The 26,024-nt window shown below is 70.6% G+C and carries 23 protein-coding genes; 17 read left to right on the top strand and 6 right to left on the bottom strand.

All coding sequences use genetic code 11. The features are described 5' to 3' along the window. Positions 1-3: 3 nt before the first annotated feature. The gene (locus tag ACIPY8_RS05435; RefSeq protein ID WP_400815799.1) at positions 4-939 is read right to left on the bottom strand and encodes a Ppx/GppA phosphatase family protein; all 936 of its coding nucleotides are present in this window, start codon (positions 937-939) and stop codon (positions 4-6) included. A gap of 56 nt (positions 940-995) precedes the next feature. Here ACIPY8_RS05435 and coaA point away from each other — a divergent pair, with 56 nt between their 5' ends. Together coaA and glmS are read left to right on the top strand one after the other, a co-directional pair. Further along, a complete protein-coding gene (coaA, locus tag ACIPY8_RS05440; protein ID WP_400815801.1) occupies positions 996-1,940 on the top strand; it encodes a type I pantothenate kinase in 945 nt (314 codons plus the stop codon). 80 nt (positions 1,941-2,020) lie between these two features. Continuing rightward, positions 2,021-3,868, top strand: coding sequence for a glutamine--fructose-6-phosphate transaminase (isomerizing) (gene glmS, locus ACIPY8_RS05445; RefSeq protein WP_400815804.1), 1,848 nt, complete (start codon positions 2,021-2,023; stop codon positions 3,866-3,868). A 104-nt stretch (positions 3,869-3,972) separates the two neighbouring features. On the opposite strand, the gene ACIPY8_RS05450 is transcribed toward glmS, so the two are convergent. Then, positions 3,973-4,806 carry a DUF559 domain-containing protein gene (locus ACIPY8_RS05450; protein ID WP_400815807.1) on the bottom strand — a complete coding sequence of 278 codons (834 nt, stop codon included), beginning with the start codon at positions 4,804-4,806 and terminating at the stop codon, positions 3,973-3,975. A gap of 244 nt (positions 4,807-5,050) precedes the next feature. On the opposite strand from ACIPY8_RS05450, the gene ACIPY8_RS05455 reads away from it, so the two are divergent. From ACIPY8_RS05455 to ACIPY8_RS05490, 8 genes are read left to right on the top strand one after another with little or no spacing between them, the layout of a single operon-like run. Continuing rightward, entirely contained in the window at positions 5,051-5,410 is a 360-nt protein-coding gene (locus tag ACIPY8_RS05455) for a holo-ACP synthase (RefSeq protein WP_400815810.1), read from the top strand. Next, positions 5,407-6,513: an alanine racemase gene (gene alr, locus ACIPY8_RS05460; protein ID WP_400815813.1), complete on the top strand. Its 1,107-nt coding sequence runs from the start codon at positions 5,407-5,409 to the stop codon at positions 6,511-6,513. Before ACIPY8_RS05455 ends, alr begins: the two co-directional genes overlap by 4 nt. Then, entirely contained in the window at positions 6,510-7,031 is a 522-nt protein-coding gene (gene tsaE, locus ACIPY8_RS05465) for a tRNA (adenosine(37)-N6)-threonylcarbamoyltransferase complex ATPase subunit type 1 TsaE (RefSeq protein ID WP_400815816.1), read from the top strand. The genes alr and tsaE overlap by 4 nt, the downstream gene beginning before the upstream one ends. Beyond that, complete coding sequence (gene tsaB / locus ACIPY8_RS05470) at positions 7,028-7,651, top strand: tRNA (adenosine(37)-N6)-threonylcarbamoyltransferase complex dimerization subunit type 1 TsaB (protein ID WP_400815818.1); 624 nt, start codon at positions 7,028-7,030, stop codon at positions 7,649-7,651. Before tsaE ends, tsaB begins: the two co-directional genes overlap by 4 nt. Further along, on the top strand, positions 7,648-8,139 hold the full coding sequence (gene rimI / locus ACIPY8_RS05475) for a ribosomal protein S18-alanine N-acetyltransferase (protein ID WP_400815820.1): 492 nt from the start codon (positions 7,648-7,650) through the stop codon (positions 8,137-8,139). The genes tsaB and rimI overlap by 4 nt, the downstream gene beginning before the upstream one ends. Further along, positions 8,136-9,206 carry a tRNA (adenosine(37)-N6)-threonylcarbamoyltransferase complex transferase subunit TsaD gene (tsaD, locus tag ACIPY8_RS05480; RefSeq protein WP_400815822.1) on the top strand — a complete coding sequence of 357 codons (1,071 nt, stop codon included), beginning with the start codon at positions 8,136-8,138 and terminating at the stop codon, positions 9,204-9,206. The genes rimI and tsaD overlap by 4 nt, the downstream gene beginning before the upstream one ends. Continuing rightward, positions 9,206-9,703: a hypothetical protein gene (locus ACIPY8_RS05485; protein WP_400815825.1), complete on the top strand. Its 498-nt coding sequence runs from the start codon at positions 9,206-9,208 to the stop codon at positions 9,701-9,703. Before tsaD ends, ACIPY8_RS05485 begins: the two co-directional genes overlap by 1 nt. Before the next feature lie 2 nt (positions 9,704-9,705). Continuing rightward, positions 9,706-10,896, top strand: coding sequence for a hypothetical protein (locus ACIPY8_RS05490; protein ID WP_400815828.1), 1,191 nt, complete (start codon positions 9,706-9,708; stop codon positions 10,894-10,896). Between the two features lie 2 nt (positions 10,897-10,898). On the opposite strand, the gene ACIPY8_RS05495 is transcribed toward ACIPY8_RS05490, so the two are convergent. Beyond that, positions 10,899-12,098, bottom strand: a complete 1,200-nt coding sequence (locus ACIPY8_RS05495) for an SAM-dependent methyltransferase (protein ID WP_400815830.1) — start codon at positions 12,096-12,098, stop codon at positions 10,899-10,901. Positions 12,099-12,261: 163 nt separating this feature from the next. On the opposite strand from ACIPY8_RS05495, the gene groES reads away from it, so the two are divergent. The 5 genes from groES (at position 12,262) to ACIPY8_RS05520 (ending at position 17,800) form a co-directional block, all read left to right on the top strand. Continuing rightward, on the top strand, positions 12,262-12,558 hold the full coding sequence (gene groES / locus ACIPY8_RS05500; protein WP_017203655.1) for a co-chaperone GroES: 297 nt from the start codon (positions 12,262-12,264) through the stop codon (positions 12,556-12,558). A 218-nt stretch (positions 12,559-12,776) separates the two neighbouring features. Beyond that, positions 12,777-13,871 (top strand): hypothetical protein, encoded by a 1,095-nt coding sequence (locus ACIPY8_RS05505; RefSeq protein ID WP_400815831.1) that lies wholly within the window; start codon positions 12,777-12,779, stop codon positions 13,869-13,871. An 81-nt stretch (positions 13,872-13,952) separates the two neighbouring features. Then, positions 13,953-14,192, top strand: a complete 240-nt coding sequence (locus ACIPY8_RS05510; RefSeq protein ID WP_400815832.1) for a hypothetical protein — start codon at positions 13,953-13,955, stop codon at positions 14,190-14,192. Between the two features lie 72 nt (positions 14,193-14,264). Further along, complete coding sequence (locus ACIPY8_RS05515; RefSeq protein ID WP_400815835.1) at positions 14,265-16,169, top strand: dynamin family protein; 1,905 nt, start codon at positions 14,265-14,267, stop codon at positions 16,167-16,169. Then, a complete protein-coding gene (locus ACIPY8_RS05520; protein WP_400815837.1) occupies positions 16,166-17,800 on the top strand; it encodes a dynamin family protein in 1,635 nt (544 codons plus the stop codon). The genes ACIPY8_RS05515 and ACIPY8_RS05520 overlap by 4 nt, the downstream gene beginning before the upstream one ends. Positions 17,801-18,221: 421 nt before the next feature. On the opposite strand, the gene ACIPY8_RS05525 is transcribed toward ACIPY8_RS05520, so the two are convergent. The 3 genes from ACIPY8_RS05525 to ACIPY8_RS05535 all read right to left on the bottom strand — a co-directional run bounded on the left by ACIPY8_RS05525 (position 18,222) and on the right by ACIPY8_RS05535 (position 23,394). Next, positions 18,222-18,926 (bottom strand): IniB N-terminal domain-containing protein, encoded by a 705-nt coding sequence (locus tag ACIPY8_RS05525; protein WP_400815839.1) that lies wholly within the window; start codon positions 18,924-18,926, stop codon positions 18,222-18,224. 119 nt (positions 18,927-19,045) lie between these two features. Then, positions 19,046-21,619, bottom strand: a complete 2,574-nt coding sequence (locus tag ACIPY8_RS05530; protein WP_400815842.1) for a LuxR C-terminal-related transcriptional regulator — start codon at positions 21,617-21,619, stop codon at positions 19,046-19,048. An 11-nt stretch (positions 21,620-21,630) separates the two neighbouring features. Then, complete coding sequence (locus ACIPY8_RS05535; protein ID WP_400815844.1) at positions 21,631-23,394, bottom strand: Hsp70 family protein; 1,764 nt, start codon at positions 23,392-23,394, stop codon at positions 21,631-21,633. Between the two features lie 196 nt (positions 23,395-23,590). Here ACIPY8_RS05535 and rarD point away from each other — a divergent pair, with 196 nt between their 5' ends. Together rarD and ACIPY8_RS05545 are read left to right on the top strand one after the other, a co-directional pair. Further along, positions 23,591-24,520, top strand: coding sequence for an EamA family transporter RarD (rarD, locus tag ACIPY8_RS05540; protein ID WP_400817648.1), 930 nt, complete (start codon positions 23,591-23,593; stop codon positions 24,518-24,520). Positions 24,521-24,663: 143 nt separating this feature from the next. Further along, on the top strand, positions 24,664-25,923 hold the full coding sequence (locus ACIPY8_RS05545) for an ABC transporter substrate-binding protein (RefSeq protein WP_400815847.1): 1,260 nt from the start codon (positions 24,664-24,666) through the stop codon (positions 25,921-25,923). Positions 25,924-26,024: the final 101 nt, after the last annotated feature.

Genomic DNA, 26,024 nt, shown 5'->3' on the forward strand with positions numbered 1-26,024 from the left:
GGGTCAGCCCCGCTGGCCCAGCTGCTCGATGTACCGCAGCAGCACGCCCTCGCGCAGTGCCCACGGCGAGACCTCGAGCTCGTCGACCTCCAGAGCGCTCATCGCGGTGTGGAGGGACACGGCGGCCGCGACGATCTGGAACGTGCGGTCGGCCGTGATCCCCGGCAGCTCCTGGCGAGCGGACGCCGGGAGGCGAGCGAGCCGGGGGATCCACGATCCGAGGGCGGTGCGCGGCAGCAGCATCCGCTCCGAACCCGACCATCCGGGCACCGGGTAGCCGACGAGACGCGCGAGCGAGCGGATGGCCTTGGAGGAGCCGACGACGTGATCGGGCCGGGGGAGCGTCTCGAAACGAGGCAGGACGGTCGCGAGGGTCGTCCGCGCGTGCGCGCGCAGACGCTCGACGTCGTCCTCGCCGGGAGGATCGTGGGGCAGGAACTGCACCGTCATGCGGCCAGCACCCAGAGGAACGGAGGCGGCGGCGTCGGGCAGCTCCTCGCCGCCCGCCGCGATCTCGAGAGAACCGCCGCCGATGTCCAGGAGCAGGATCTGCCCGGCTGACCAGCCGAACCACCGGCGCACGGCGAGGAAGGTCAGCTCCGCCTCGGTCTCGCCGTCGAGCACCTGCAGCGGCTGTCCGAGTGCGGCCTCGATGCGCGCGATGACGTCGGCGCCGTTGCGGGCGTCGCGCACGGCACTCGTCGCGGTCGCGAGCAGCTCGTCGACCCGCTCCTCGGCGGCGACCCGGCGCGCACGGGCGACCGCGGTCTCGAGCGCGCGCACGCCCTCCTCCGAGATCGACCCGTCGTCCGTCAGATAGCGCATCAGGCGCAGGACCGTGCGGTCGCTCGTCGTCGCGAGCGGACGCCCTCCGGCCCGCACGTCGGCGGCCAGCATGTGGACGGTGTTGGAACCGATGTCGAGGACTCCCAGGCGCACGGATAGAGACTACCGTCGCTGCGAAGCGCCGCCGCCTCCCCCGATACGATGGTGCGGTGACCACCGTCGACCCCGCGCCGCCCCTGTCCCCGTATCGGGAGATCGGGCGTGACGAGTGGGCGCGGCTCGCGGCAGGACTCGACCAGCCCCTCACCGAGACGGAGGTCGTCGAGCTCCGCGGCATCGGCGACCGGCTCGATCTCACCGAGGTCCGCGAGGTCTATCTGCCGCTCAGTCGCCTGCTGAGCCTGTACGCGACGGCGACCAAGCGTCTCGGGGCCGCGACGAGCGACTTCCTGCAGGAGTCCGACACCACGACCCCGTTCGTGGTGGGCGTCGCCGGATCGGTGGCCGTGGGTAAATCGACGATCGCGCGCCTGCTGCGCGAGCTGATGGGGCGCTGGCCGGGGACTCCGCGCGTCGAACTCGTCACGACCGACGGGTTCCTGTATCCCAACGCCGAGCTCGAGCGTCGCGGACTCATGGAGCGCAAGGGGTTCCCGGAGTCCTACGACCGCCGTGCGCTGATCGAGTTCCTCACAGAGGTGAAGAGCGGGGCCGCGGAGGTGCGGGCGCCGTTCTACTCGCACATGCGCTACGACATCGTCCCCGACGCGCATGTGGTCGTCCGGCGGCCCGACGTCGTGATCGTCGAGGGGCTCAACGTGCTCCAGCCGCCGCCCGCGCCGAACGACGTCGCGGTCAGCGACCTGTTCGACTTCTCGATCTTCGTCGACGCCGACACCTCCCACATCGAGAAGTGGTACGTCGATCGGTTCCTCGCTCTCCGTCAGGGCGCCTTCTCGAACCCGTCGTCGTACTTCAACGTGTTCGCGCACCTGACGGACGAGGAGGCGATCACGACCGCCCTCGGCTACTGGAACGACATCAACATGCCGAACCTCGTCGAGAACGTGATGCCGACCAAGCACCGCGCTCGGCTCGTGCTCAACAAGGGCGCCGATCACAACGTCGAGAGCGTGCTCCTGCGCAAGCTCTGAGTCCCGGGATCCCGGGCGTCTACGGGCGGCGGGGAGTTCGTTCGGAACCTTCGCAAAATTCCCCGCTTACTCTTAGTCCCATGTGTGGAATCGTCGGATACGTGGGCCCGCGGCCCAGCCAGGACATCCTGCTCGCAGGTCTCGCCCGTCTCGAGTACCGCGGCTATGACTCGGCGGGCGTCGCCGTCATCGACGGTGACGGCTCGCTCGGCATGCGCAAGAAGGCGGGCAAGCTCGCCGTGCTGCGCGACTCCCTCGCCGACGCGGCCCTCGCCGACGGCAACACCGGCATCGGGCACACGCGGTGGGCGACCCACGGCGGCCCCACCGACGTCAACGCGCACCCGCACCTCGCGGACGACGACCGTCTCGCGCTCATCCACAACGGCATCATCGAGAACTTCGCGACCCTGCGCGACGAGCTGATCGCCGACGGCGTGGCCTTCCGCAGCGAGACCGACACCGAGGTCGCGGCGGCTCTGCTCGGCCGGGAGTACCGCGGCAACGGCGGCGACCTGCAGCTCGCGTTCCGCAGCGTCGTGAACCGCCTCGAGGGCGCGTTCACGCTGCTCGCGATGCACCAGGACCACCCGGGCCTCGTGGTCGGCGCCCGCCGCAACTCGCCGCTCGTGATCGGACTCGGCGAGGGCGAGAACTTCCTCGGCTCCGACGTCGCTGCCTTCGTCGAGCACACCCGCAAGGCCCTCGCGATCGGTCAGGACCAGATCGTCTCGATCACTCCGGACGCCGTCACGGTCACCGACTTCGCCGGCACGCCGGTCGAGGCCGAGCCCTTCGACGTGTCCTGGGACGCCGCCGCCGCCGAGAAGGGCGGATGGCCGAGCTTCATGGCGAAGGAGGTCGCGGAGCAGCCCGAGGCCGTCGCGAACACGATCCGCGGACGCATCCAGGGCGACCAGGTGGTCATCCCCGAGCTCGACGGTCTCGACGACCTGTTCACGGGCATCAACCGCGTCATCATCACGGCGTGCGGTACAGCCTCGTACGCCGCGCTCGTCGGCAAGTACGCGATCGAGCAATGGGCTCGCGTGCCCGTCGACGTCGAGCTCGCGCACGAGTTCCGCTACCGCGACCCGGTGATCGGCGACGACACTCTGGTCGTGTCGATCAGCCAGTCCGGCGAGACCATGGACACGCTCATGGCCGTCAAGTACGCGCGCGAGCGCGGCGCCCGCACCCTGTCTGTCTGCAACACGCAGGGCGCCACGATCCCGCGGGAGTCCGACGCGGTCGTCTACACGCACGCCGGCCCCGAGGTCGCGGTCGCGTCGACCAAGGCCTTCTCGGCGCAGATCACGGCGCTCCTGCTCCTCGGCCTGCACATGGGACGGGTGCGCGGCACCGTGCAGGACGCCACGGCCGACGTCGCGGAGCTCACGAGCCTGCCCGACAAGGTCGCCAAGGTTCTCGAGACCGAGCAGGAGCACGTCGCGCAGCTCGCGAGCTGGATGGCCGACACCCGCTCGGTCCTGTTCCTCGGGCGTCACGTGGGCTACCCGATCGCGCTCGAGGGTGCGCTCAAGCTCAAGGAGATCTCCTACATCCACGCCGAGGGGTTCGCTGCCGGCGAGCTCAAGCACGGTCCGATCGCCCTGATCGAGCCGGGCCAGCCCGTGTTCGTCCTCGTCCCGTCTCCGCGTCACTCCGCCCTCGTGCACTCGAAGGTCGTCTCGAACATCCAGGAGATCCGCGCCCGCGGCGCTCGCGTGATCGTGGTGGCCGAGGAGGGCGACGCGGCCGTGCTGCCGTTCGCCGACGAGGTCATCCGCATCCCGCTCGCCGGTGCGATGTTCGAGCCGCTCCTGGCAGTCGTGCCGCTGCAGATCTTCGCCATGGCGCTCGCCACGGCCAAGGGTCTCGACGTCGACCAGCCGCGCAACCTCGCGAAGTCCGTCACCGTCGAGTAGCCCGCGTCGAGCGGACCGCCGCTCATTCGCATGTTCGAACGACGGATGCATGCCGAGACACCTGGTCCCGGCATGCATCCGTCGTTTCGGCCTGCAGGTGAGCGTCATGCCCGCGCACGCGCGAGCGCCGGCAGGATCGCCCGCACCACGGCATCCCAGTCGTGGACGACCATCGCGTAGTCGAAGCGCAGTGTCTCGTATCCGCGCGCGGAAGCGGCGGCGTCTCGGGCCAGGTCATGATGGCGACGTTCTGCACCGGCGTGGTTCAGGCGGCCGTCGACCTCGATGATCAGACGAGACCCGATCACGAAGTCCACGCGACCCACTCCATCTATGAAGACCTGGCAGTCGAGGCGGATGCCGAGCAGGTGCAGACGCAGTCTCAGCAATGACTCGAGGCCGCTCTGGGCGTCGGGGCGGGCGAGGTCGAGGAGCCATCCGGCGGATGCGGGGAGCTGACGCCGAATGCGTTTCCGGTCATCCGCGGAGAGCCGTCTCTCGTTCCATGCCGACTCGTATGCGGCGAAGAAGGCCTCCGTGCCGAGGCAGCGATACACGTGCACGAGGGCGGCGGCGAGCGGAGCGACACCGGGGCGTGCGGTGCCTGGGGAGTAGTGCACGACGCACGCGCAGTCGGGGTGAGGGTGAATGCGTCCCGACCCGCCGAGCCAGACGTGAACGGCGACGTCCTCGTCGGGAAGCACCCATACTCCGTGAGCTCTCAGCGCGGCGGCACACGTGAGAGCGCCTCCGTGCGCAGCAGCGTCGACGATCCTCGGATCGGCCGCAGGCACTGCGAAGACTCCGGGACGCACGCGCAGAATCTCTCCCGCTTTGACCGCGCGTCGGATGCGGTCGCGTGAGCATCCGTATCTCTGCAGGACTGTGCCGCGAGCGATGCCGCCCAGACGATTGAGGATGTGTGCGGGGTCGAGCATCCTGCGATCCTCCGACATCCGGTCAGCAGCGAGGGCGGAATACCTGCGAACGCGAGCGGATCCGGCGAAACGACGATTGTGGAGGAGAAGTGGCGCGCGCATCTGAACGCCCGAACGACGGATGCAGGCCGAGACCGCGGGGCCCGACCTGCATCCGTCGTTTCGGCATGCATTCGTCGTTCACCGGTGAACGGGGAGGGGCGGATGCCGGGGCGGTGCGGGGCGGCGCGACTAGGCTGGACGGGTGATCATCGGGACCGGCATCGACCTCGTCGACATCCCGCGGTTCGAGCGGACCCTCGAGCGCACACCGCGGCTGCGAGAGCGCCTTTTCGCCCCCGCGGAGCGTCCGCTGCGACTGCCGTCCCTCGCCGCGCGGTTCGCCGCGAAGGAAGCGCTCATCAAGACCCTGGGCGGGTCGGACGGGGTGCACTGGACCGAGATCGAGATCGCCTCGGAGCCGTCCGGTCGGCCGCACTTCGTCCTGTCCGGCTCGACCGCCGCGGTCGTCGCCGAGCGCGGGATCAGCCGCCTGCACCTGACCCTCACCCACGACGCCGGCTTCGCGGCCGCGTTCGTCGTCGCCGAAGGAGACCCGCTGTGACCGTTCCGTTCCGCGAGGCGCGCATCGACCTCGATGCGATCAGCGACAACGTCCGCCACTTCCGTCGTCTCACGGGGGTCGAGGTCATCGCGGTCGTCAAGGCCAACGCCTACGGGCACGGTGCGGCGGCGTCGGCCGTGGCGGCGCTCGCCGGCGGGGCGACGCGGCTGGGCGTCGCCGAGATCCCCGAGGCGCTGGAGCTGCGGCGCCAGGGCGTCACCGCGCCGATCATGGCGTGGCTGCACGCGCCGGGGGAGCGCTTCGAGCAGGCCGCGGAGCACGGGATCGAGCTCGGCATCTCGTCGTTCGACCAGCTCGAAGCCGCCGCGGCCGCCGCGTCCGTCGACCGCCCGGTGGGCGTGCACCTCAAGTTCGAGACGGGTCTGTCGCGCAACGGCATCGCCCCGGCGGACTGGCGGCGCGTCCTCGCGGAGGCCGCACGGCTCGAGCGCATCGGCCGACTGCGGATCATCGGCCTGTTCAGCCACCTGTCGAACACCTCGCCGCAGGACGACCGTGCGGCCCTCGCCCGCTTCGAGGAGGCGGTCGCCACAGCGGCGTCCTTCGGCATCCACCCGGAGATCCGGCACATCGCCGCCACCGCCGCGGCCATCGACCTCCCGGAGATGCGCCTCGACGCCGTGCGCATCGGCGTCGGCATCTACGGCCTGTCGCCGTTCGAGGACCGGTCCTCCGCCGAGCTGGGGCTGCGTCCGGCCATGACTCTGCGCGGGGCGGTCGCCGCCGTGCGCCGGGTGCCTGCCGGGTCGGGGGTCTCCTATGGATACGACTACCGCACGCCGCACGACACGACGCTCGTGCTCGTGCCTCTCGGATACGCCGACGGCGTGCCCCGTCATGCCTCCGGACGGCTTCCGGTCTCGATCAACGGACGCCGCTACACGAACGTCGGACGGATCGCGATGGACCAGTTCGTGGTCGACGTCGGCGACGCCCCGGTGTCCATCGGCGACGAGGTGATCCTGTTCGGAGACCCGACGCTCGGCGTGCCGGGGGCCGCGGAGTGGGCCAACGCGGCGTCGACCATCAACTACGAGATCGTCACGCGCATCGGCGCCCGGGTTCCGCGGCGGTCGGCATGACCGTCGATCCGGCGTTCCTCGGAGAGCACGAGATCGCCACGTCGGAGGCGATGGAACAGCTGGGCTTCCGCATCGGCGAGCAGCTCGGACCAGGGGATCTGCTGATCCTCACGGGGCCTCTCGGCGCGGGCAAGACGACGTTCACGCGCGGTCTCGCCGAGGGGCTGGGCGTGCGCGGACCCGTGCAGAGTCCGACGTTCGTGATCGCCCGCACCCACCCCTCGCTCGTCGGACGTGCTCCGCTCGTGCACGTCGACGCCTACCGGTTGGGCTCCGGCGCCGAGCTGGAGGACCTCGACCTCGATCTCGACCGTTCCGTCGTCGTGATCGAGTGGGGGCGCGGCATGGCGGAGGAGCTGGCCGAGTCGTGGTGGGACGTCGAGCTCGAACGACCGGTGGGAGTCGACCGGGACCTCGACCCCTCCGAGCTCGACGCCGACGCCCCTCGTCACGTCACGATCACGCTCGAACGGCGCTCAGCGCCCACGGACCCGGCGCCGACTACCCTGGAAGGGTGATCCTCGCCGTCGACACCTCTCTGGGCACCGCCGTCGCGACCGTCGCCCCGGACGGCTCGCTGCGCGCCGAGGCGTCGACCGACGATCCGCTGGGCCACGCCGAGGTGATCGGAGACCTGCTGCGCGATGTGGTCGACGGCTTCGGCGACGGCACCGTCACGCACGTCGTGTCCGGGATGGGCCCTGGGCCGTTCACGGGTCTCCGCATCGGCATCGCGACGGCCCGCACGTTCGCGCTGGGCCGTGGCATCCCCGTGGTCCCCGTCCCCAGCCACCTGGCCATCGCGCTCGCCGCGATCGAGGCCGACGGCGTCGACGACCGTTTCGCCGTCGTCACGGACGCCCGCCGCCGTGAGGTCGCTCTCACGGTCTTCGAGGGCCTCGACGACGACGGCCTCCCGCACATCGTCGCGGAGACCGTGCTGGTGGCCCGCGCACGTCTCGACGAGGCGCTCGCGGGGACCAGGGGGATCGAGACGACCGTGCTCTCAGCCGCGGATCTCGCCCGCGTGGGCGCGCGAGCGCTCGCGGCCGGACGCGTGCTCGCCGGCGACGAGCCGCTGTACCTCCGGCACCCCGACGTGACGGTCCCCGGCGCACCGAAGAAGGTCGGACTGTGACCCTCCGCACCGCCACGCCGGACGACCTCGACGCCATCATGGCGATAGAGCATCGCTCGTTCCCGACCGACGCCTGGAGCCCGCAGGCCATGGCCCTCGAGCTCGGCAGCCCGCACGGCCGTTACCTGGTCGACGAGCACGACGGCGCGATCATCGGCTACGGCGGGGTGCGCGCGCTCGAGGGCGCGGGGGACGCCGACATCCAGACCATCGCGTTCGACACCGAGCACCGAGGCGCCGGCCGCGGTCGAGCCCTGCTGCGTGCACTGCTCGACACGGCCCTCGAGCGCGGCGCACGCGAGGTCTTCCTCGAGGTGCGCGCCGACAATCCCGGCGCCGAGGGCCTCTACCGGTCGGAGGGGTTCGAGGAGATCGGCCGACGTCCTCGCTACTACCAGCCCGACGACGTGGATGCGATCGTGATGCGGCTCGTGCTGCAGCACCGTCGCGGCGCGGACCGGGATGACGCGAGGGAGGCGACCGCATGACCGAGCCTCTGGTGCTGGGCATCGAGACGAGCTGCGACGAGACCGGTATCGGGATCGTCCGTGGCCGCACGCTGCTGTCCAACACGATCGCGTCGAGCATGGACGAGCACGCCCGCTACGGCGGCGTGGTGCCCGAGGTGGCGGCACGTGCGCACCTCGAGGCGTTGCAGCCTTCGATCGACGCGGCGCTCGCGGAGGCCGGCGTGCGTCTGGACGAGCTCGATGCGGTCGCCGTGACGAGCGGTCCGGGGCTCGCGGGCGCGCTCATGGTCGGGGTCGGGGCCGCGAAGGGACTCGCCGTCGCTCTCGACAAGCCGCTGTACGCCGTCAACCACCTCGTCGGGCACATCGCCGCCGACATCCTCACGCCGGACTCCGAGCCGCTCGAGTATCCGACCATCGCGCTGCTGGTGTCGGGAGGGCACACCTCGCTCCTCCACGTGCGCGACCTCACCACCGACGTCGAGATGCTCGGCGAGACCATGGACGACGCGGCGGGGGAGGCCTTCGACAAGGTCGCGCGCCTGCTCTCGCTGCCGTACCCCGGCGGGCCCGAGATCGACCGCGCGGCGCTCGACGGCGACCCCGAGGCGATCCGCTTCCCCCGCGGGCTGTCCCGTGCATCCGACATGGCGAAGCACCGGTACGACTTCTCGTTCTCCGGGCTCAAGACCGCCGTCGCGCGCTGGGTCGAGCGCTGCGAGGCCGACGGTGTCGAGGTGCCGGTCGCCGATGTGGCGGCGAGCTTCCGGGAAGCCGTCGTCGACGTGCTGGTGACCAAGGCGCTCGCCGCGTGCGCCGACCTCGGGGTCCCCCGGCTCCTGCTCGGTGGCGGCGTGATCGCGAACCGCCGGCTGCGGGAGGTCGCGCTCGCCCGCGCGGAGGCGGCCGGTGTCACGGTGCGCATCCCGCCGCTGTCGCTGTGCACCGACAACGGCGCGATGATCGCGGCTCTGGCCGCCGAGCTGATCTCGTCGGGGCGGGCGCCCTCGACCCTGGCTTTCGGCGCGGACTCGACCCTGCCGGTCACCGAGATCCAGGTCGGCGAGAACGTGACGGTCCGGTGATGAGCGACCTCTCGCACCCCGATCGTGCCCCGGAGCCGGCGGCGGGCTCGTCGCTGCCGCGCACGAGCATCGAAGGACCGAGCGGCGAGGTCGAGCGTCCCGCCGGCACCGCCCGCCTTCCCGGTGCCCGGCGCGACGGATACACCAAGCTCCCCACGGGCCCGGTGAGCGTCGAGCCGGTTGTCGTGAGCGGCCCCGATGAGGATGCCGTCTCCGGGGCCGACTGGCAGCCCACGACCGCGGGGATCGTCGTCGACGAGACCCGTCTGGCGCCCTGGGCGCTGATGGCGGCGATCGTGGCTCTCGGGGCGTCGTTCTTCGTCGGCTGGGCCGTTCCCGTCGCGGTGGTGGCGGTGATCGCGGCGGTGATGTCGCTGCGACGTCCGGTCGAGAGCCGCAGCATGGCGCGATGGGCGCTCGTGCTCGGTCTGTGCGCCACGGTATACAGCCTGGGCTGGCTGGTGTGGGCGGGGATGCAGTTCGAGAGGCTCGTCTGACGATGGACGACGACGACATCGGCGAGCTCCGCGCTCTGCAGGCGAAGGCCTACGGACGAGGCGGCGGGCTCACGGATGCCGAGGCTCGGCGCCTCGAGGAGCTCGACCGTCGGCGCGGAGCCACGGCGTCGTCCGAGACCGAGCCGGCGACGGACCCGGCGGCCTCCGCGCCCGTCGCGGCGTCGTTGGCGACTCCCGTCATGCACGAGCAGGAGCCGTCGACGTCGACCGCGCCCGCGATGCAGACGGCTCCGGACGAGTCCGCGTCGGATCCGTCCTCAGCCGTGCGTCCTCCGCTGCGCGGGGCGTTGCGCACCCATCTCAAAGCCGTGATCGTGGCCGCTCTCGCTCTCCTCCTGCTCGGCGTCGGTGCGGGATGGGCGGTGTTCGGGGACATCGGCGACGCTCCCGCGCTGACGGCGGGGCAGCAGGAGCGGCGGGTCGAACTGCAGACCACGTCGAAGTACGACGACGGGTCGGTGCGCCTGGTCGCCGAGGACGGCGAGGCCGTCGTCTGGTACGCCACGCGTCGTGACGGAGAGATCGCCTGCATCGTGCTCGATGTGGACAAGGCGTCGCAGGAGCAGTGCGGGCAGCTCGACACGATCGGCACGATGGGCCTGAGCGTGTCGCTGTCGGTCCCGGCCGCTGATCCCGACGACCCCGCCGACGAGTACGGCACGACGTTCTCGGCGATGGTCGGGTACACGACCGCAGGCGAACCGCTCGCGTGGATCCAGCGCTGGTCTCGGGACGCGTCGATGCTGGCGCAGTTCGACGGGGAGGAGCGCGATCGGGCCGAGGCGCTGCTCGACGACGGCTTCCTGCCGGTGCCGACGATCGTGGGGTACTTCCACGACCAGCCCGTGTGGCTCGCCGAACGTCCGGCGGACGGGACGCAGAGCGGGGGGATCGTGCGCTGCATGATCGTCGACGCCGTGAGCGATGTCGGAGCCTGCCAGTCGGTCGATGTCGACGGTGGAGGCGGCCTCCGCGCCGTGAGCATCGAGCCCGCGGACGACGGGACCCCGGTGCTGTGGACCCTGCACATCCGCTTCACGAACTGGGGGAGTCCGTATCTCACGATCCAGCAGGGCGAGCCGTCGGACGTCGGCGTCTCGTACGTCGAGCTCGGCGGCGAGCACGGCGACCCGATCCTGGTCGAGGTCCCCTCGTCCGAGTCGGGCGGCTGAGGTCAGCCGGCTGCGGGCACCCGGTCGGCGAGGATCGCACGGCGCTGATCGCCGACGCGCGTGAGGAACAGGGTCGCGCTCGCGTCTCCCCGCAGCGTGAGCTTCCTCCGGAAGGCTGCGGGATCGATGTCCATGCCGCGCTTCTTGATCTCCAGCGTGCCGATCCCGTGGGACCGGAGCACGGCGTTGATCGCCTTGGGGTTCGCAGCCATGGTGTCGCGCACCCGGAACGACTGCACGAACGGGCTCGTCAGGGCGGTGTCGGAGGTCAGGTAGGCGATGCGCTCGTCGAGCATGCCGGCCTCGAGGCTGCGGGCGACGTCGCCGATCAGGCGCGCGCGGATGACGGATCCGTCGGGCTCGTGCAGGAACGCGCCGAGGTCGCGCGTCGGCTCGTCCTCGGCGTCGGCTCCGGCCGTGAGCTCGTGTGAGCGGTCGCCGCGGATCACGAGCGCCGCGCGACGAACGCCGTCACGGGCCAGCGCACCCGTCCACAGGACGAGCTCGACGACGCTGCCGTCGGCGCTCACCCACTGCGCCTCCGCGTCGACAGGGAGGGCGTCGCGGTCGTGGCCCGGTCCGAGCTTGATGCCGGTCGGCTGTCGGGCGGCGACGTCGAATGCCCAGTCCAGCGGAGGGGAGTAGTCGTCGGAGGAGACGCGCCTCGTCTCGCCGTGCCCCGCGGTCCGTCGTGCCGGGTCCATCCAGACGGCCTGGCCGTCGGCGGGATCGGGGAGGTGATCCTGCGCGACCCCGTGCCGCACCTCCGCGGCGTCACCGAACGGCGCGAGGTTGTACGCCGCGATGGCTGCAGTGACCTCGTCGGCGTCCACGCCGAGGACGTCGACGCCCGCGCCGGCGAAGGCCAGCGCGTCACCGCCGATGCCGCACCCGAGATCGGCGACGCGCGTGATCCCCGCGCGACGCAGGCGCTGGGCGTGTCGTGCGGCGACGCCGAGGCGGGTCGCCTGCTCGAGCCCGGCGCGGGTGAACAGCATCCGCGCCGCGAACTCGCCGAACTTCGCTTTCGCCTTCGCGCGGAGATGCGCCTGCCCCACCACGGCGGAGACGAGATCGGGGGAGTGGCCGGCCGCGCGCAGACGCGACACCGTCCGGGCCACGTCGGCGACGCCGTCCACCGGACCGAGCGCATCCAGCAGCTCGAGTCCCTCGGGCGTGAGCAGGGCGCGCAGCTCGGTCATCTCCACCTCCTCAGCTTAGGCGGGTGACCTCGGAGGGTCTTCCCGGTCGGCTGGCACTCGCATTGCATGAGTGCCAGCCGACGGCCTAGACTGCTTTTAGCACTCTCGGGTTGAGAGTGCGAACGAGTCTTTCGTGTCAGCGTCAAGAAAGAAGAGGTAGACCGTGTCGGTTTCCATCAAGCCGCTCGAGGACCGCATCGTCATCAAGCAGGTCGAGGCCGAGCAGACCACCGCGAGTGGCCTGGTCATCCCCGACACCGCCAAGGAGAAGCCCCAGGAGGGCGAGGTCGTGGCCGTCGGTCCCGGCCGCATCGACGACAACGGCAACCGTGTCCCGCTCGACGTCGCCGTGGGCGACCGTGTGCTCTACAGCAAGTACGGCGGCACCGAGGTGAAGTTCGGCGCAGACGAGTTCCTCGTGCTGTCGGCCCGCGACGTGCTCGCGGTCGTCGTCCGCTGAGACGCCGTCTTCGGAAGGGCCCGGATGCTTCGGCATCCGGGCCCTTCCGTGTGTCCCCGTGATTCTTCGGACTCGATCCCCTATCCGGAGGGACGGGCACCCCGCGGACCCCCTATCGGATCCCGGCGAAGCGCAGGGTCGCCTCCCGATGTCCCGCTCGCCGTCGAAGCGCAGACTCGTAGCACTCGCCACCAGGCGCTCACGAACAGGGGAACATCATGGCTGCGCAGGACAACGACAACATGCTCGGTGCTCAGTGGAATCTGGGCCTCGACAACGTCGCCAACGGGAACACGGACAACACCGACAACTCGTGGACCGACAACTCGGACAACTCGGACAACTCGACCACGGACAACTCCGACAACTCGTGGTCCGACAGCTCGGACAACTCGGACAACTCCGACAACTCGGACAACTCCGACAACTCAGACAACTCAGACAACTCCGACAACTCGGACAACTCCGACAACTCGGACAACTCCGACAACTCGGACAACTCGACCACGGACAACTCCGACAACTCCGACAATTCGGACAACTCCGATAACTCGGACAACTCGGACAACTCCGACAACTCGGACAACTCCATCAACGACTCGTTCCAGGACAACTCCGTGAACGACTCGGGCAACACGACGCTGAACGATCACTCGATCAGCATCGGCACGCGCCAGTTCAACTCCGGTCTCAACGACGTGACCATCGGCGGCGGCGGCGCAGGAGCCGGCGGAGGAGGCAACTTCACGATCGACGCCCGCACGACCCTGAGCGACCAGTCCGTGAACCAGAACATCTCCACCTCGGCCGGAGCCGCGTCCGCGGGCGCGACCGGGCTGGCCGGGCTCGGATACGGAACGCCGTCGGGCGGAGGAGACGTCAACCAGACGTTCGCGAACACCAACATCACCGCGTCGGGAGACGGATCGGTGGCGGCAGGGAACGACGGCACGCTCACCCACGTCGACACCGACATCACGATGGGCGACGTGTCGATCGGCAACGAGACCTACACGGATTCGTTCAACCAGGACTTCTCGGAGAACTGGTCGATCAACGACTCCTTCCAGGACAACTCGACGACGGACAACTCCGACAACTCGATGACGGACAACTCCGACAACTCGACGACGGACAACTCCTGGTCGGTGAACGACTCGTTCCAGGACAACTCCATGTTCGACGACTCCGAGACCTGGTCGGCCACCGACTCGTTCCAGGACAACTCGATGACCGACGGATCCCTCGACGTCGACGTCTCGGACGTGACCGTCGTCAACCCGTCGGGCGATCTGAACGACATCGCGTTCTGACCCCCTCTGCCCGGCTGCCTCTGGAAGGCAGTCGGGCAGACCAGTACACTGCGAAGCACCCGACACGAAGGTCGTGAGGACATGATGCACGACGGACCGATGGAGCCGGATCCGCCGGCCGAGCCGGCGGACTTCGACGCGGGATTCTGGACGGACTCGGTCATCGATGGAGACCTCGGCGGGTCGAACATCTTCACGGCCGAGATCGAGAACGTGATCTCCTCCGACTGGGAGATGGACCCCGACGTCATCTGGGGAGATGAGCCGGGGGTCACGACCGACGTCGATGGGGGATCGCCGGGGGCGGACTTCGCCGTCTGACCGCCGATCACTGGGGACGCGCGAGGGTGGTGCACCACCCTCCCGCGGGGACGAGGAACACGAGGGGGCGCGGTGACGGACACATCCGACGCGGACGAGAGCGCGGTCGTCGAAGCGGTCCGGGACGTCGCGAGGATCGCAGCGTCCGCAGGACGCACCGATCTCGCGGCCCGTCTCGAGCAGACCAGCAGACGCCTCCAGGATCCCGGTATCCGGGTCGTGGTCGTCGGCGAGTTCAAGCAGGGCAAGAGCAAGCTCATCAACGCCCTCGTGAATGCGCCGGCTTGCACCGTCGACGACGACGTCGCCACGACGGTGCCGACCGTCGTGGGATACGCGGCGGAGCCCTCCGCCTGGGTCCTGGAACGGCGTGACGAGTCGTCACCCGGCGAGGGCGCGGTGACGCGGCGCGAGATCGCGCTCGAATCGCTGTCCGACTACATCTCCGTGAACGGCAACCCCGACAACGAACGGGGGATCCTGTCGGCGGAGGTGCTGCTGCCGAGAGAGATCCTCAAGGGAGGCCTGCAGCTGGTCGACTCGCCCGGCGTCGGCGGCTTCGAGTCGGCCAACGCGTTGACGACCCTGGCGGCGATCGCCTCCGCCCACGCGGTCCTCATGGTCTCGGATGCCTCCCAGGAGTACACGGCGCCCGAAGTACAGTTCCTGCGGCACGCCATGCGCATCTCCCCGAACGTCGCGGCGGTCATCGCGAAGACGGATCTGTACCCCGAATGGCGGGAGGTCGAGGCGATCGACCGCCGGCATCTGCGCGACATCGGCGACGTCCCGGTGTTCGCCGTCTCGAGCGACCTGCGCCTGATCGCCGCCGAGACGCAGGACCGGTCGTTGAACGACGAATCCGGGTTCCCGGGCCTCGTGGCCCACCTGCGGCGCGAGGTGCTCGGACGGGCCGAGCTCATCCACCACCGGGGTGCTGTCCACGACCTGCTGTCCGTCGTCGATCAGCTCGCCGTCTCGCTGCGCACGGAGATGAACGCCCTTCTCAACCCCGAGGACACGCCGCGCATGATCGCGGAGCTCGAGGACGCGAAGGCACAGGCCGATGAGTTCCGCGGACGCTCCGCGCGATGGCAGGTCATGCTGACCGACGGCATCGCCGATCTCGTCGCCGACATGGAGCACGACCTCCGCGACCGCCTCCGTCGTGTCATGCGGGAGGCCGAGGCGTCCATCGACGAGGGCGACCCTGGGCCCATCTGGGACCAGATCGCCGAGTGGCTCGACCAGCGGGTCGCAGCCGCCGTCGCCGAGACGTTCGTCTGGACGGACGAACGGTCGACGTGGCTGTCCGAGGAGGTCGCCGACCTCTTCAGCAAAGGCGAAGCGGAGCTCCCGACGATCGAGGTCGGCGACACCACGGGCGTGCTCGACGCGGTCGACGAGATCTCGGGGATCGACTCGGGACAGCTCAGCGCAGGCGAGAAGATCTACATCGGTGTGCGCGGCTCGTACGGCGGGGTGCTCATGGTGGGCCTGGTCACCGGGCTCATCGGCATGTCGCTGATCAACCCCCTGTCGTTGCTCGCGGGAGTCCTCGTGGGGCGGCGGGCGTACCGCGAGGACATGAGCGCTCGACTCGGACGTCGTCAGCAGGAGGCGAAGGCGATCGTGCGGCGGCACATCGACGAGGTGATCTTCCAGGTCGGGAAGCAGCTCAAGGACCGACTGCGCCTGGTGCAGCGCACCGCACGAGATCACTTCGGGACGATGGCGGAGGAGTTGCACCGTTCCCTGTCGGAGGCGCTGAACGCCGCGAAACAGGCCGCGACCGTGTACACGTCGAATCGGGACGCGCGCGTGCTCGCCCTCCAGACGAGGATCGAGCAGCTCGAGACGCTGCGCCGCACAATCCCGCCGCTCGAACACGACCCCGCGGCGTCCCTCGATCCCGCCGCAGCGCCCGTGCACGCACTCGCGGAGGCTCCGGTGCCCGGCGGCGGGGAGTCGCGATGACTGCGGGTGTTCGCGAGATCGTCGAGGACCTCCTGCGTGTCACCCGCGCGAGCTACGCGAAGGACGTCGCAGCCCTGCGCACGATCGACGAGCTCGACTCCCGCTTCCGCGAGCCGCTGCGCCTGGCTCTCGCCGGCATGGTGAAAGCGGGCAAGTCGACCCTGCTCAACGCGATGCTGGGCGAGCAGATCGCTCCGACGGACACGGGCGAGTGCACGAGGGTCGTGACGTGGTACCGCTACTCCGCGACGCCGACGATCACTCTGCACCCGCGGTCGGGCACGCCCAGGCGCATGCCGATCCATCGGGAGCGCGGCAGGCTCGTCCTCGACCTCGACGGGCTCACGGCCGAGCAGGTCGAGTGGATCGACGTGGGGTGGCCGCTGCAGTCGCTGACCGGCGTCACCCTGATCGACACCCCCGGGATCGCCTCGCTCTCCGAGGACACGTCCGCCCGCGCCGCCCGCTTCCTCACCCCGGACGAGGCTCCACCCGAGGCCGACGCCGTCGTCTACCTCCTCCGGCACCTGCACGGTTCGGACGTGAAGTTCCTCCGGGCCTTCCAGGACGCCTCGGTCGGCCAGGTCCGCACGGTGTGCGCGGTCGGCGTGCTCTCGCGCTCCGACGAGGTCGGCTCGGGCCGGATCGACTCGCTGCTGTCGGCGCGCAAGATCGCGCGGAGGTTCCAGCTCGACCAGGATCTCGCGTCACTCACGCTCGGTGTCGTCCCGGTCGCCGGGCTCCTCGCGGAGGGGGCCCGTACCCTGCGTGAGAGCGAGTACATCGCCTTCCGTGAACTCGCGGGGCTCGAGAGGGCCGACCGTGAGCGCCTGCTCGTCTCGGCGGATCGCTTCGTGCGGGACTCGTCGGTCACGGGACTGAGCGCGACCGTCCGCCGCGACCTCCTCGCGCGGTTCGGGATCTTCGGCGTGCGCATGGCCGTGACGGTGATCCGAGGTGGGGCGCGGAGCTCGTCCGAGCTCGCATCGGAGCTCATCGCGCAGAGCGGCCTCGTCGAGATCCAGGACCTGGTCGGGACGCAGCTGCAGTCGCGCGCGGAGACCCTCAAAGCCCGCGGGATCGTGCTCCAGGTCGAGCGACTGCTGCGCGAGCGTCCGCTGGACGACGCTGCCGCCGTGCGGGCGGGGATCGAGCGCTTCCGGCTCGCCGCCCATGCGCTGCGCGAACTCGAGCTGCTCGCCGATGCCGGGTCGCGGCGCCTGCCTCTGGAAGACGGCGACGCGGAGGAGGCCGCACGGATCGTCGGCGGAGAGGGCACGGATGCGCATCGTCGTCTCGGTGAGTCCGCCGGGGCCGATGCGTCGACGCTCGGCTCCGCCGTGAACGACAGGATCGCCCACTGGCGACGACTCACGGAATCCCCCCTCGCCGATGCCGCCACGCGGTCCGTGGCCCGGGTGGTGGTGCGCAGCCTGGAGGGCGTCGCGTCAGAGATCGGCGCGAGCGCCGCCCTGTGGTCCGCTCCGGCGCACGTCGACGCGTCGAGCGGACCAGGCGATGGCTCGGGGAAGGATGCTGCTGAGCAGCGCGAGGAGGACGAGCGCCGCCTGCGCCGTGATCACCGTGTGAAACTGCGGGCCGTGTTCTCCCAGCGCGACCCACTCCGGTGACAGGGCGACCAGCGCGACCTGCGCCGCGAACGTCGCGAACTGCCACCACCGGACCTGGGGGCGACGCGCGGCGAACGAGACGAGCAGCGTGATCTGCGTCAGCAGGATGCCGACGAGCGTCCCGAACACGATCCAGAAGATGATGTCGGCGGCGGACTCGTAGGTCTCGTCGCTGCGCCCCGCGGTCACGGAACGGGCGACCTCCTCGATGAGGGGGAGCAGCTCGCTGCGCAGGATGAACAGGTAGATCGCCGCGAAGGCACCGGCGGCGAAGCTCACGATCCAGAAGAACTGCGCGAGGCGCACCTCGAACGGCGGAGTGAGCCGCACCAGCACGGGCGCCCCCGAGCCCTGTGACGTCGACGGGCGCTCGGGGGCTCCCCGGGTCTGATCGGGGTCGCGATCGGTCACGGCGCTGATCTCACTCCTCCTCGATCGCGTCGTCGACGACGGGCTGCTCCGCGGCCGCCGCGCTGGCCGCGTCGGCGTCGTAGGAGTCCACGTCGGCGGTCATGTCGGCTTCCAGCACATCCGCCGGTTCGGCGACGTCGGCGGGCACGACCGGGGTCGGCGGCTCGACGGGAGCCGGAGCCGGTTCGACCGGCGGGGTCCCCGTGCCGTTGAAGCTGCCCTCGGTGGTCTCGTTGCCGATGGCGATGTCGCCGATCGTGACGTCCACGTCGCTGTCGACGATCGTCCCGTCGTGGCCGGCGGCGACGGAGCCGTCTCCCGACGCGATGATGGCCTCCTGATCGAAGATCTGGGTGACGTCGCCGCCGCCCGTCCAGATGCTCTGGTTGACCGAGTTGTCGACGATCGTCGAGCGCGCGTCGATGGTCGTGGTCGAGAACTGCTGCACCATGCGGATGATCTCGCGGGTGACCTCGGTGTCGCCGTCGGTGCGCGGCGGTGCGGGATCCGGCTGGGTCCGAGCCACGACATCCGGTCGGTCCACGATCACGGGACGCACCGCAGCGAGATCCCGCATGCAGGCCGTCTCGAGGTTCTGGTCCGCGAGGCCGCCTGCCGGATCGGCCGCGAACTCGGCGGCCGCATCGGGGTCGCGCAGGAGCGTGAGGATGAAGGCGAGCAGCGCGTCGGCTATCGCCTCGATCGGTGTCGTCATGAGCAGTTCCCCCTTGCCGATCTGACTGAGTGGTGTGGATCCCGCCGGAGGAGTGTCCGCCGGCGTCCCCGGATCCTGTCTCGGAGCGTATTCGCATCCCCTGTCGAAGGCATCGGGGTTCACCCCGATGCCCGAAGGGGGAGTGTGGGGGGTGCGGTCGGGTGGTCGCGGTCGTCGAGGATCAGCTGACGCAGCTTGGCGATCACGTCCGACCGGGACGTCGCACCGAGTCGATGCCGGATGTGTGCGATGTGGTGCTCCGCGGTGCGCGGAGAGATGAAGATCGCCTCGCCGATCTCGGCGTAGGTCTTGCCCTGCAGCACGAGCCTGGCCACTTCGAGCTCGCGTTCGCTCAGCAGCTCCTCCGGCACGGGCTGTGCGGCGTCGCGGGTCGGCCCGGGCTCGGCGACCCGACGCTGTCCGTCGGTCGGATGCAGCTCCCGCGCGCACGCGAGAAGGCGGGAGGCGACCTTGCGGTCATCGGCGCGGCCGGCCCCGTGACCGGCGAGGCGGGCACCGTCCCATCGCAGACCGACGGAGGCGAGACCCTCGGCCGCGGCCTCCACGGCATCGGCGTCGACGTGTCCCGCGAGCACGGAGGTCCACACCCGACCGGCCTTCGCCATGACGGCCGCCACGTGGCTGTCGGCCGAGGCGGCGACGAGCGCCTTCGCGTGCGGCGCGACGACACCGGGATCGCCGAGAAGGATGCCCTGCTGCACGCCCGCCCACCGCAGGTGCGTGATCCAGAGGGCGGGATCTCCGAGGTCGGCGACGATCGCGAGCGCCTCCTCGAGATGCCGACGGGACTGCTCCGTCTCACCCAGTCTCGCCGCCGCACCGAGGTACTCGGCGAGCGGATGCAGGAGGTAGAGGTCCGCATCGATGCGCAGCAGCGCGACGCGGGCTCGACGCCACACGGTCTCCAACCCCGAGGCATCGTCGTACCGGCGGGCGATCGCGAGCTCGACGGCGCCGGCGAGGAACGCGTCGCGGGCGGAGAGGCGCGGAGCGATCTCGCGGGCCGCGTCGAGCGCCTCCCTGGCGTGGTTCGGCCGCGCACGCTGCACGGCGATCCATGCCCGCCAGAGCAGCAGCCGTGGTCGGGCCCACAGGCCCCCGTGCCCGCCGCCGATGGCGTCGTCGATGATCGATCGGGCCGTGCGCGGAGCTCCGAGATCCAGAGCGACAGCGGCGGCGATGACGGCCGGGAGCTCCGGGACCGGTCCCGTGCTCCGCGAGCTCGTGTACATCTCGGCTGCCCGCACGAGGTCGGCCAGTGCGCTGTCGGGTGCGGTGCCCGCGGGGGCGGAGCTGATCGAGGCGGACAGCCCCCGTCGGAGCAGATCGGCCGAGACCTCCGCGGTGGTCGGCAGACCCGCAGCGATGTCGTCGGTCCCGAGGGGTGCGACTCCGAGAGGGGCGCCGACGCCGATCGCGGCGATCGTCGCGCCCGCGGAGACCGCCGCGCCCGCGGGCGGCGAGGTCCGGTGGATCGCCGCCGCGCGTCGCATCATGCCGCGCGCCGACCACACGCCTCCGGCGAGGTCCACGAGTCGTCGCTCGCCGGCCGGGGCCGGGACGGCATCCACGACGGCGATCGCGGCATCGAGATCCCCGGCCGCCCAGAGCGCCTCCGCGAGTCCGGGAAGGGCCGGATCCGGACGCGAACCGTCCACGACCCGTCGGTAGAGCGCGACGGCACGATCCGGGTGGCTGTCGCGGAGTCCGTCGGCATGGCGGATCACGGCGTCTCGGGCGGCGTCGTCGCGAGTCGACGCGAGCAGCCCTTCGAGCACCGGGTCTTCGGGGGAGGAGCGGAGAACCTCGACGGCGACGGTCGCGCCGAGCTCGGCGATCCTCGCCGCGGGGAGAGCCGATCGCACGCAGCGCCGCACGAGGGGGAGCAGGTCGCCGTTGCGCAGAAGGAGGCCGAGGGCATGCCCCTCGCGCACGTCGGCCTCGGGCGCGGCGGCGCCGGTGAGCGCATGTCCCGGCGGGACGACCGACAGCCGCTCGATCACGCGCCGCACCCGTTCGTCCGCGTCGTCGAGCCGGTGCGACACGCGCGCGTCGAGCGCCCTGGACAGTTCCGAGTGGTGCTCGTCGTCGTCGCAGTCGTCGCGGGCGTGCTCCGCCAACGCGGCGGCCACGAGCCAGGTGACGCCCGCGGTGATCTCGAGGATGTGCCGCCGACAGGCTCCGGGGAGCGTCCGACCCGCGGCATCCAGATACCGGTCCACGTCGGCGGGTCCGAGGTCTCCGAGCAGCACCGCCGGAAGACTCGCCTCGAGCGATCGGGTGATCTCGCGGACCGCGGCGGTCGTCGGCCACGGACGCAGCGCCACGATCATCGCGGCGTCGGGGTCGGCTGCGCGTTCCCGCACCGCTGCCAGGACCTCGGGAGCACAGGCATGGAGATCGTCGACGAGCAGCACCGTGTCCCGCGGCAGTCCGTCGACGTCCCCGTCGCCGGAGCCCGCGACATGGACGCGGCGGCCCTCGCGCGCCAGCTGCGTGCGCACGCGATGCAGCGTCGCCGTCTTCCCCGACCCGGCAGCCCCGACCAGGACGGCGCGCGGCCCGACCGACCGCTCGGACAGGGAGTCGAGCATCGGTCCCAGGCGCCTCTCCCACAGCATCGACGGCTGCGACCACGACGGTCTGTCTGCAGCGTGGAGACGGGCGCTCACGGGGTGCCGTCCTAGAGTTCCGGGCTCGGTGCCGCGGGGTCGGGGTCCGGAGCCGGAGGAGCGGGCTGTTCAGCCGGAGGCTGTTCGGCGGGCGGTTCCTCGGCCGGCGGTTCCTCCGCGGGCGGCTGCTCGGCGGGCGGCTGATCGACCGAGGGCTGGACGACAGGCGGCGGGGTCACGGGCCGCGGTGTCGTGACCGGTGCGAGGGGCGTGGTGCCCGAGGGGGTCGTGCGCACGGGGTCCGTGGTGCTCTGCGCCGGCGGGGTCGAGCGGCCGCTGTCCGCGATCGGCGATCGAGCCGCACGACGAGCTACGGGAACGTCGTCGTCCTGCTCCGCGGCGGGTGGGTCCACCTCGACCGGCACCACGACGGGTTCCACGGACCCGGCGGAGCCGCCGTCGCCGAGCGGCACCGTGAGCAGTGCGGCGAGTCCGAATCCTGCGGGGCCGGTCGCGGTCCGCGAGCCGTCTGCGGTGACCTTGTCCGCCGAAGTGGGCGAGAGGCCTGCGGCGAAGGCGGTGGCGGCGGCGCCGGCGGTGACCACCATGGCCGCCGCCACGACGGACAGGGCGACCGCCGTCCGACGCGGCATCCGCAGCGGCCGGTGCCGTCGAGGAGCGGTCGCGGCGACACCGGCGCCGTGCGGTGCGACATCGGCGATCGTGTCCCGTGGCGCTCGTGCGGCGAGGTCGAGGATCCCGCGACGCGCTGCTCCGCGGGCCCCCGCGTCGTCCACGACCACGGCGAGCGGTCGATCGAACCGCTCCGACAGGAGCTGCGCGATCAACGGGATGCGCGACGAACCTCCGGTGAGCAGAATCGCCGAGACCCGGTCCGTTGATCGGCCGGAGTCCGTGATCGCCCGCTCGAGAGCGCCCAGGGCGGCATCGAGCGAGGGCTCGATCATGGCCTCGAACTCGGAGCGCGTGATCCGCACGGTCGCTTCGCCGCTCTTGCCGTCGTCGAGGGGCACGGAGATGGTCGCCTCTCCGTCGATCGACAGGGCGTGCTTCGCGGCGATGCACGAACGGCGCAGCCGGGCGAGAGCGCGGTCGGCATCGGATCCGGGGGTCGAGATATGCCCCTCCGCCTGCGCGACGGTCAGGGCGTGGGCGAGCACGGCGTCGTCGAACGACGATCCGCCCTGGTCGACCAGGGCGACCGTGGCCCCGATCGATCGGAACGGGCCGCCGGCGGTCTTGCGCACCACCGTCGCCTCGAACGCGGTGCCACCGAGATCGAACACCGCGATCGCCTCGCCGCTCGCGAGAGTCTGCTGTTCGTCGTGCACGATGGTGACGGCCTCCGCAGCGGAGACGAACTCGACGTCCGTGATCTCGCGGCGCGACAGGGCGGCGCGCAGTGCCTCGGTGCGATGCGCGGTCCATGAGGCCGGATGCGCGACGACCAGGGACGCGGGGGCGTGGTCCTCCCGCGTCGCCACGATGTCGCGCGCCCAGTCGACGAACTCGGCCGTGAGATCCGCCGCGGTGATCGCGCGGTCGCCCGCCACCAGGGGGATCTCATCGCCCACGTGCGCGGTGAAGCCACGGAGAGCGCGCTCGGGTGCCCGTGCCGCGGTGTCCTCCGCTGCGGCCCCGAAGACCAGCGCCCCGTCGTCGCTCAGCGCGGCGAGCGCCTCGACGCCGCGGTCCTGCCGCCCCAGTGGGCAGGTGCTGTCTGTGATCTCTCCGCTCGGCGCGAGACGGGCAGTCGCCGCTGCGATGCGGCTCGTCCCCAGTTCCAGCGCGAGCACGTACTCGAACTCGCTCATCGCTTCCGTCTACCATCCCCAGTAGGTGTCGGACACGCTCACTATAAGACGTTCGTGGGGCGAGCGATAGGGGTATCCGAGGCGGTGCTCAAAATCGGCATTCCGCCATATCGCGCGCGAATCCTGCCAAGGTCCGCACGCGGCATGACGGCGGCGAGGGCTTGATCGCGTCCGGCATTAGGGTTGTGCGGTGACCCTGACGAGCCCCGCCCCCCGAAGCACCCAGACCGCCGGGGTCGCTTACGCGGGCGGCGCGTATCTGCTCTGGGGCGTGCTGCCGCTGTACTTCCTGCTGCTGACGCCCACAGGGCCGTGGGAGGTCGTCGCCTGGCGCGTCCTGCTGTCGCTCGTGTTCTGCGTGATCCTGCTCACGGTCATGCGCGGATGGGCGGCGTTCCGCGTCATCATCCGTCAGCCGCGCCTTCTCGGATGGACGGCGCTCGCCGGCCTGCTGATCTACGTGAACTGGCAGGTCTTCCTCATCGGCACCCTGACGGGGCACGTCCTGGAGACCAGCCTCGGGTACTTCATCAATCCGATCACCACCGTGCTCCTCGGCGTCTTCGTCCTCAAGGAGCGGATCCGCCGCCTCCAGTGGACGGCGATCGGCATCGCGGCGGTCGCCGTGGTCGTGATCGTCGTGCTCTACGGCTCCTTCCCGTGGATCGCGCTGTCGCTCACCGCGTCCTTCGGGCTCTACGGACTCATCAAGAAGAAGATCGGTCCTGCGGTCGACGCCGTGAGCGGGCTGACGCTCGAGTCCTTCTGGCTCATCCCGATCGCGGTGGTCCAGCTCGTCCTCGTCGCGACCACCCCGGAGGGGATCACGATGGGTGCCAACGGCCCGTGGCACGCCGCCCTCCTCGCGTTCGCCGGCGTCGCCACGGCGGTCCCGCTCCTCCTGTTCGCGGCCGGAGCGCGTCGCATCCATCTGACGGTGATCGGCATGATCCAGTTCATCACCCCGATCATGCAGTTCCTCATCGGCGCCGTCGTCCTGGGTGAGCCGATGCCCCTCGAACGGTGGATCGGATTCGTGCTCGTCTGGGTCGCGATCGCCGTGTTCGTGACCGATCTGCTGCTCGCGGCCCGACGCGGACGACGGGCGATCGTCGCGGCCGTCTGATCCCCGCGATCCCGGGTCTGCGCGCGGGCGAAGGATCGTTAACGCACCGAAATGTTGCTGACTCCTGATCGAGACCTTCTGCACCTAATGTGTAAGCATCCGACCGCGGTTCGAATCCGCGGCCAGTCACGCAAGGGAGCATCATGACCGTATTCACGCGCTCGCGCAGCGCCAAGATCATCGCGGGGATCGCGCTCGTCAGCGCCTCCGCGCTGGTCGTCTCGGGCTGCAGCAGCACGCCGTCGGACGAGTCGACCGGAGGCGGCGACAAGCCCGCAGCCGACCTCACCCTCAAGCTCGGCTCGCTTCTGCCGCAGACCGGCTCGCTGGCCTTCCTCGGTCCGCCCATGGAGTCGGGCGTGGGCCTCGCGGTCCAGGAGATCAACGACGCCAAGGCCGGCCTCACCATCGACCTCACCGCCGAGGACGAGGGCGACACCGACACCAAGGCCTACGAGACCTCCATCACCAAGCTCCAGGGCGCCGGTGTCACGGCGATCGTCGGAGCCGCGGCCTCGGGTGTCTCGAAGCTGATCCTCGACGGCAACGTCAGCGCCGGCATCCTGCAGATCTCGGCGTCGAACACGTCACCCGACTTCACCGCGTGGGACGACGACGGCCTGTACTTCCGCACCGCCCCGAGCGACCTGCTCCAGGGCGAGGTCCTCGGCAACCTGATCGCCGAGGACGGCGCGAAGACGCTGGGCATCATCTACCAGAACGACGCGTACGGCACCGGCCTGAACGACGCCATCACCACGACGTTCGAGGGCACCGGCGGCCAGGTCGTCGAGTCGGTCTCGTTCAACGTCGGCGACGCGCAGTTCGACGCGCAGGTCGAGTCGATCAAGGCCCAGAACCCCGACGCCGTCGCGATCGTGTCGTTCGACCAGTTCAAGACGATCGCGCCGCTGCTCGTGAACGCCGGCATCTCGGCCGACAAGTTCTACATGGTGGACGGCAACCTGTCCGACTACGGCTCCGACATCCCCGTGTCGCTCGAGGGCGCACAGGGCACCAAGGCCGGTCCCGCGCTCGAGGACGACTTCACCGACCGCCTGCAGGCCTACTGGACCGGCGAGGGCAACCCCGAGGTCAAGGACTTCACCTACGCGGCCGAGGCCTACGACGCCGTCGTGCTCGTGGCGCTGGCGTCGCTCGCGGCCGGTTCGACCGAGGGCAAGGACATCGCGGCCAAGATGCAGGAGATCTCGGGCGGCTCGGGCGACGGTGAGAAGTGCACCACGTTCGCGGACTGCGCCAAGATCATCAACGACGGTGGAACGGCCGACTACGACGGCTACTCCGGCGAGGTCACGTTCGACGAGGCCGGCGACCCGCAGGGCGCCACGATCGGCATCTACAAGTACAACGCCGAGAACACCATCGAGCGCACCAACTGATCCAGCCGGCACACGCTGACTGATCGCGCGAAGGCCCCGGATGCCGCATCCGGGGCCTTCGTCGTGCACGGGGTGGGGGCCGCTTAGAAGGCGGCAGGCAC

It is taken from the genome of Microbacterium sp. NPDC089696, assembly GCF_044749125.1.
Classification (GTDB): domain Bacteria; phylum Actinomycetota; class Actinomycetes; order Actinomycetales; family Microbacteriaceae; genus Microbacterium.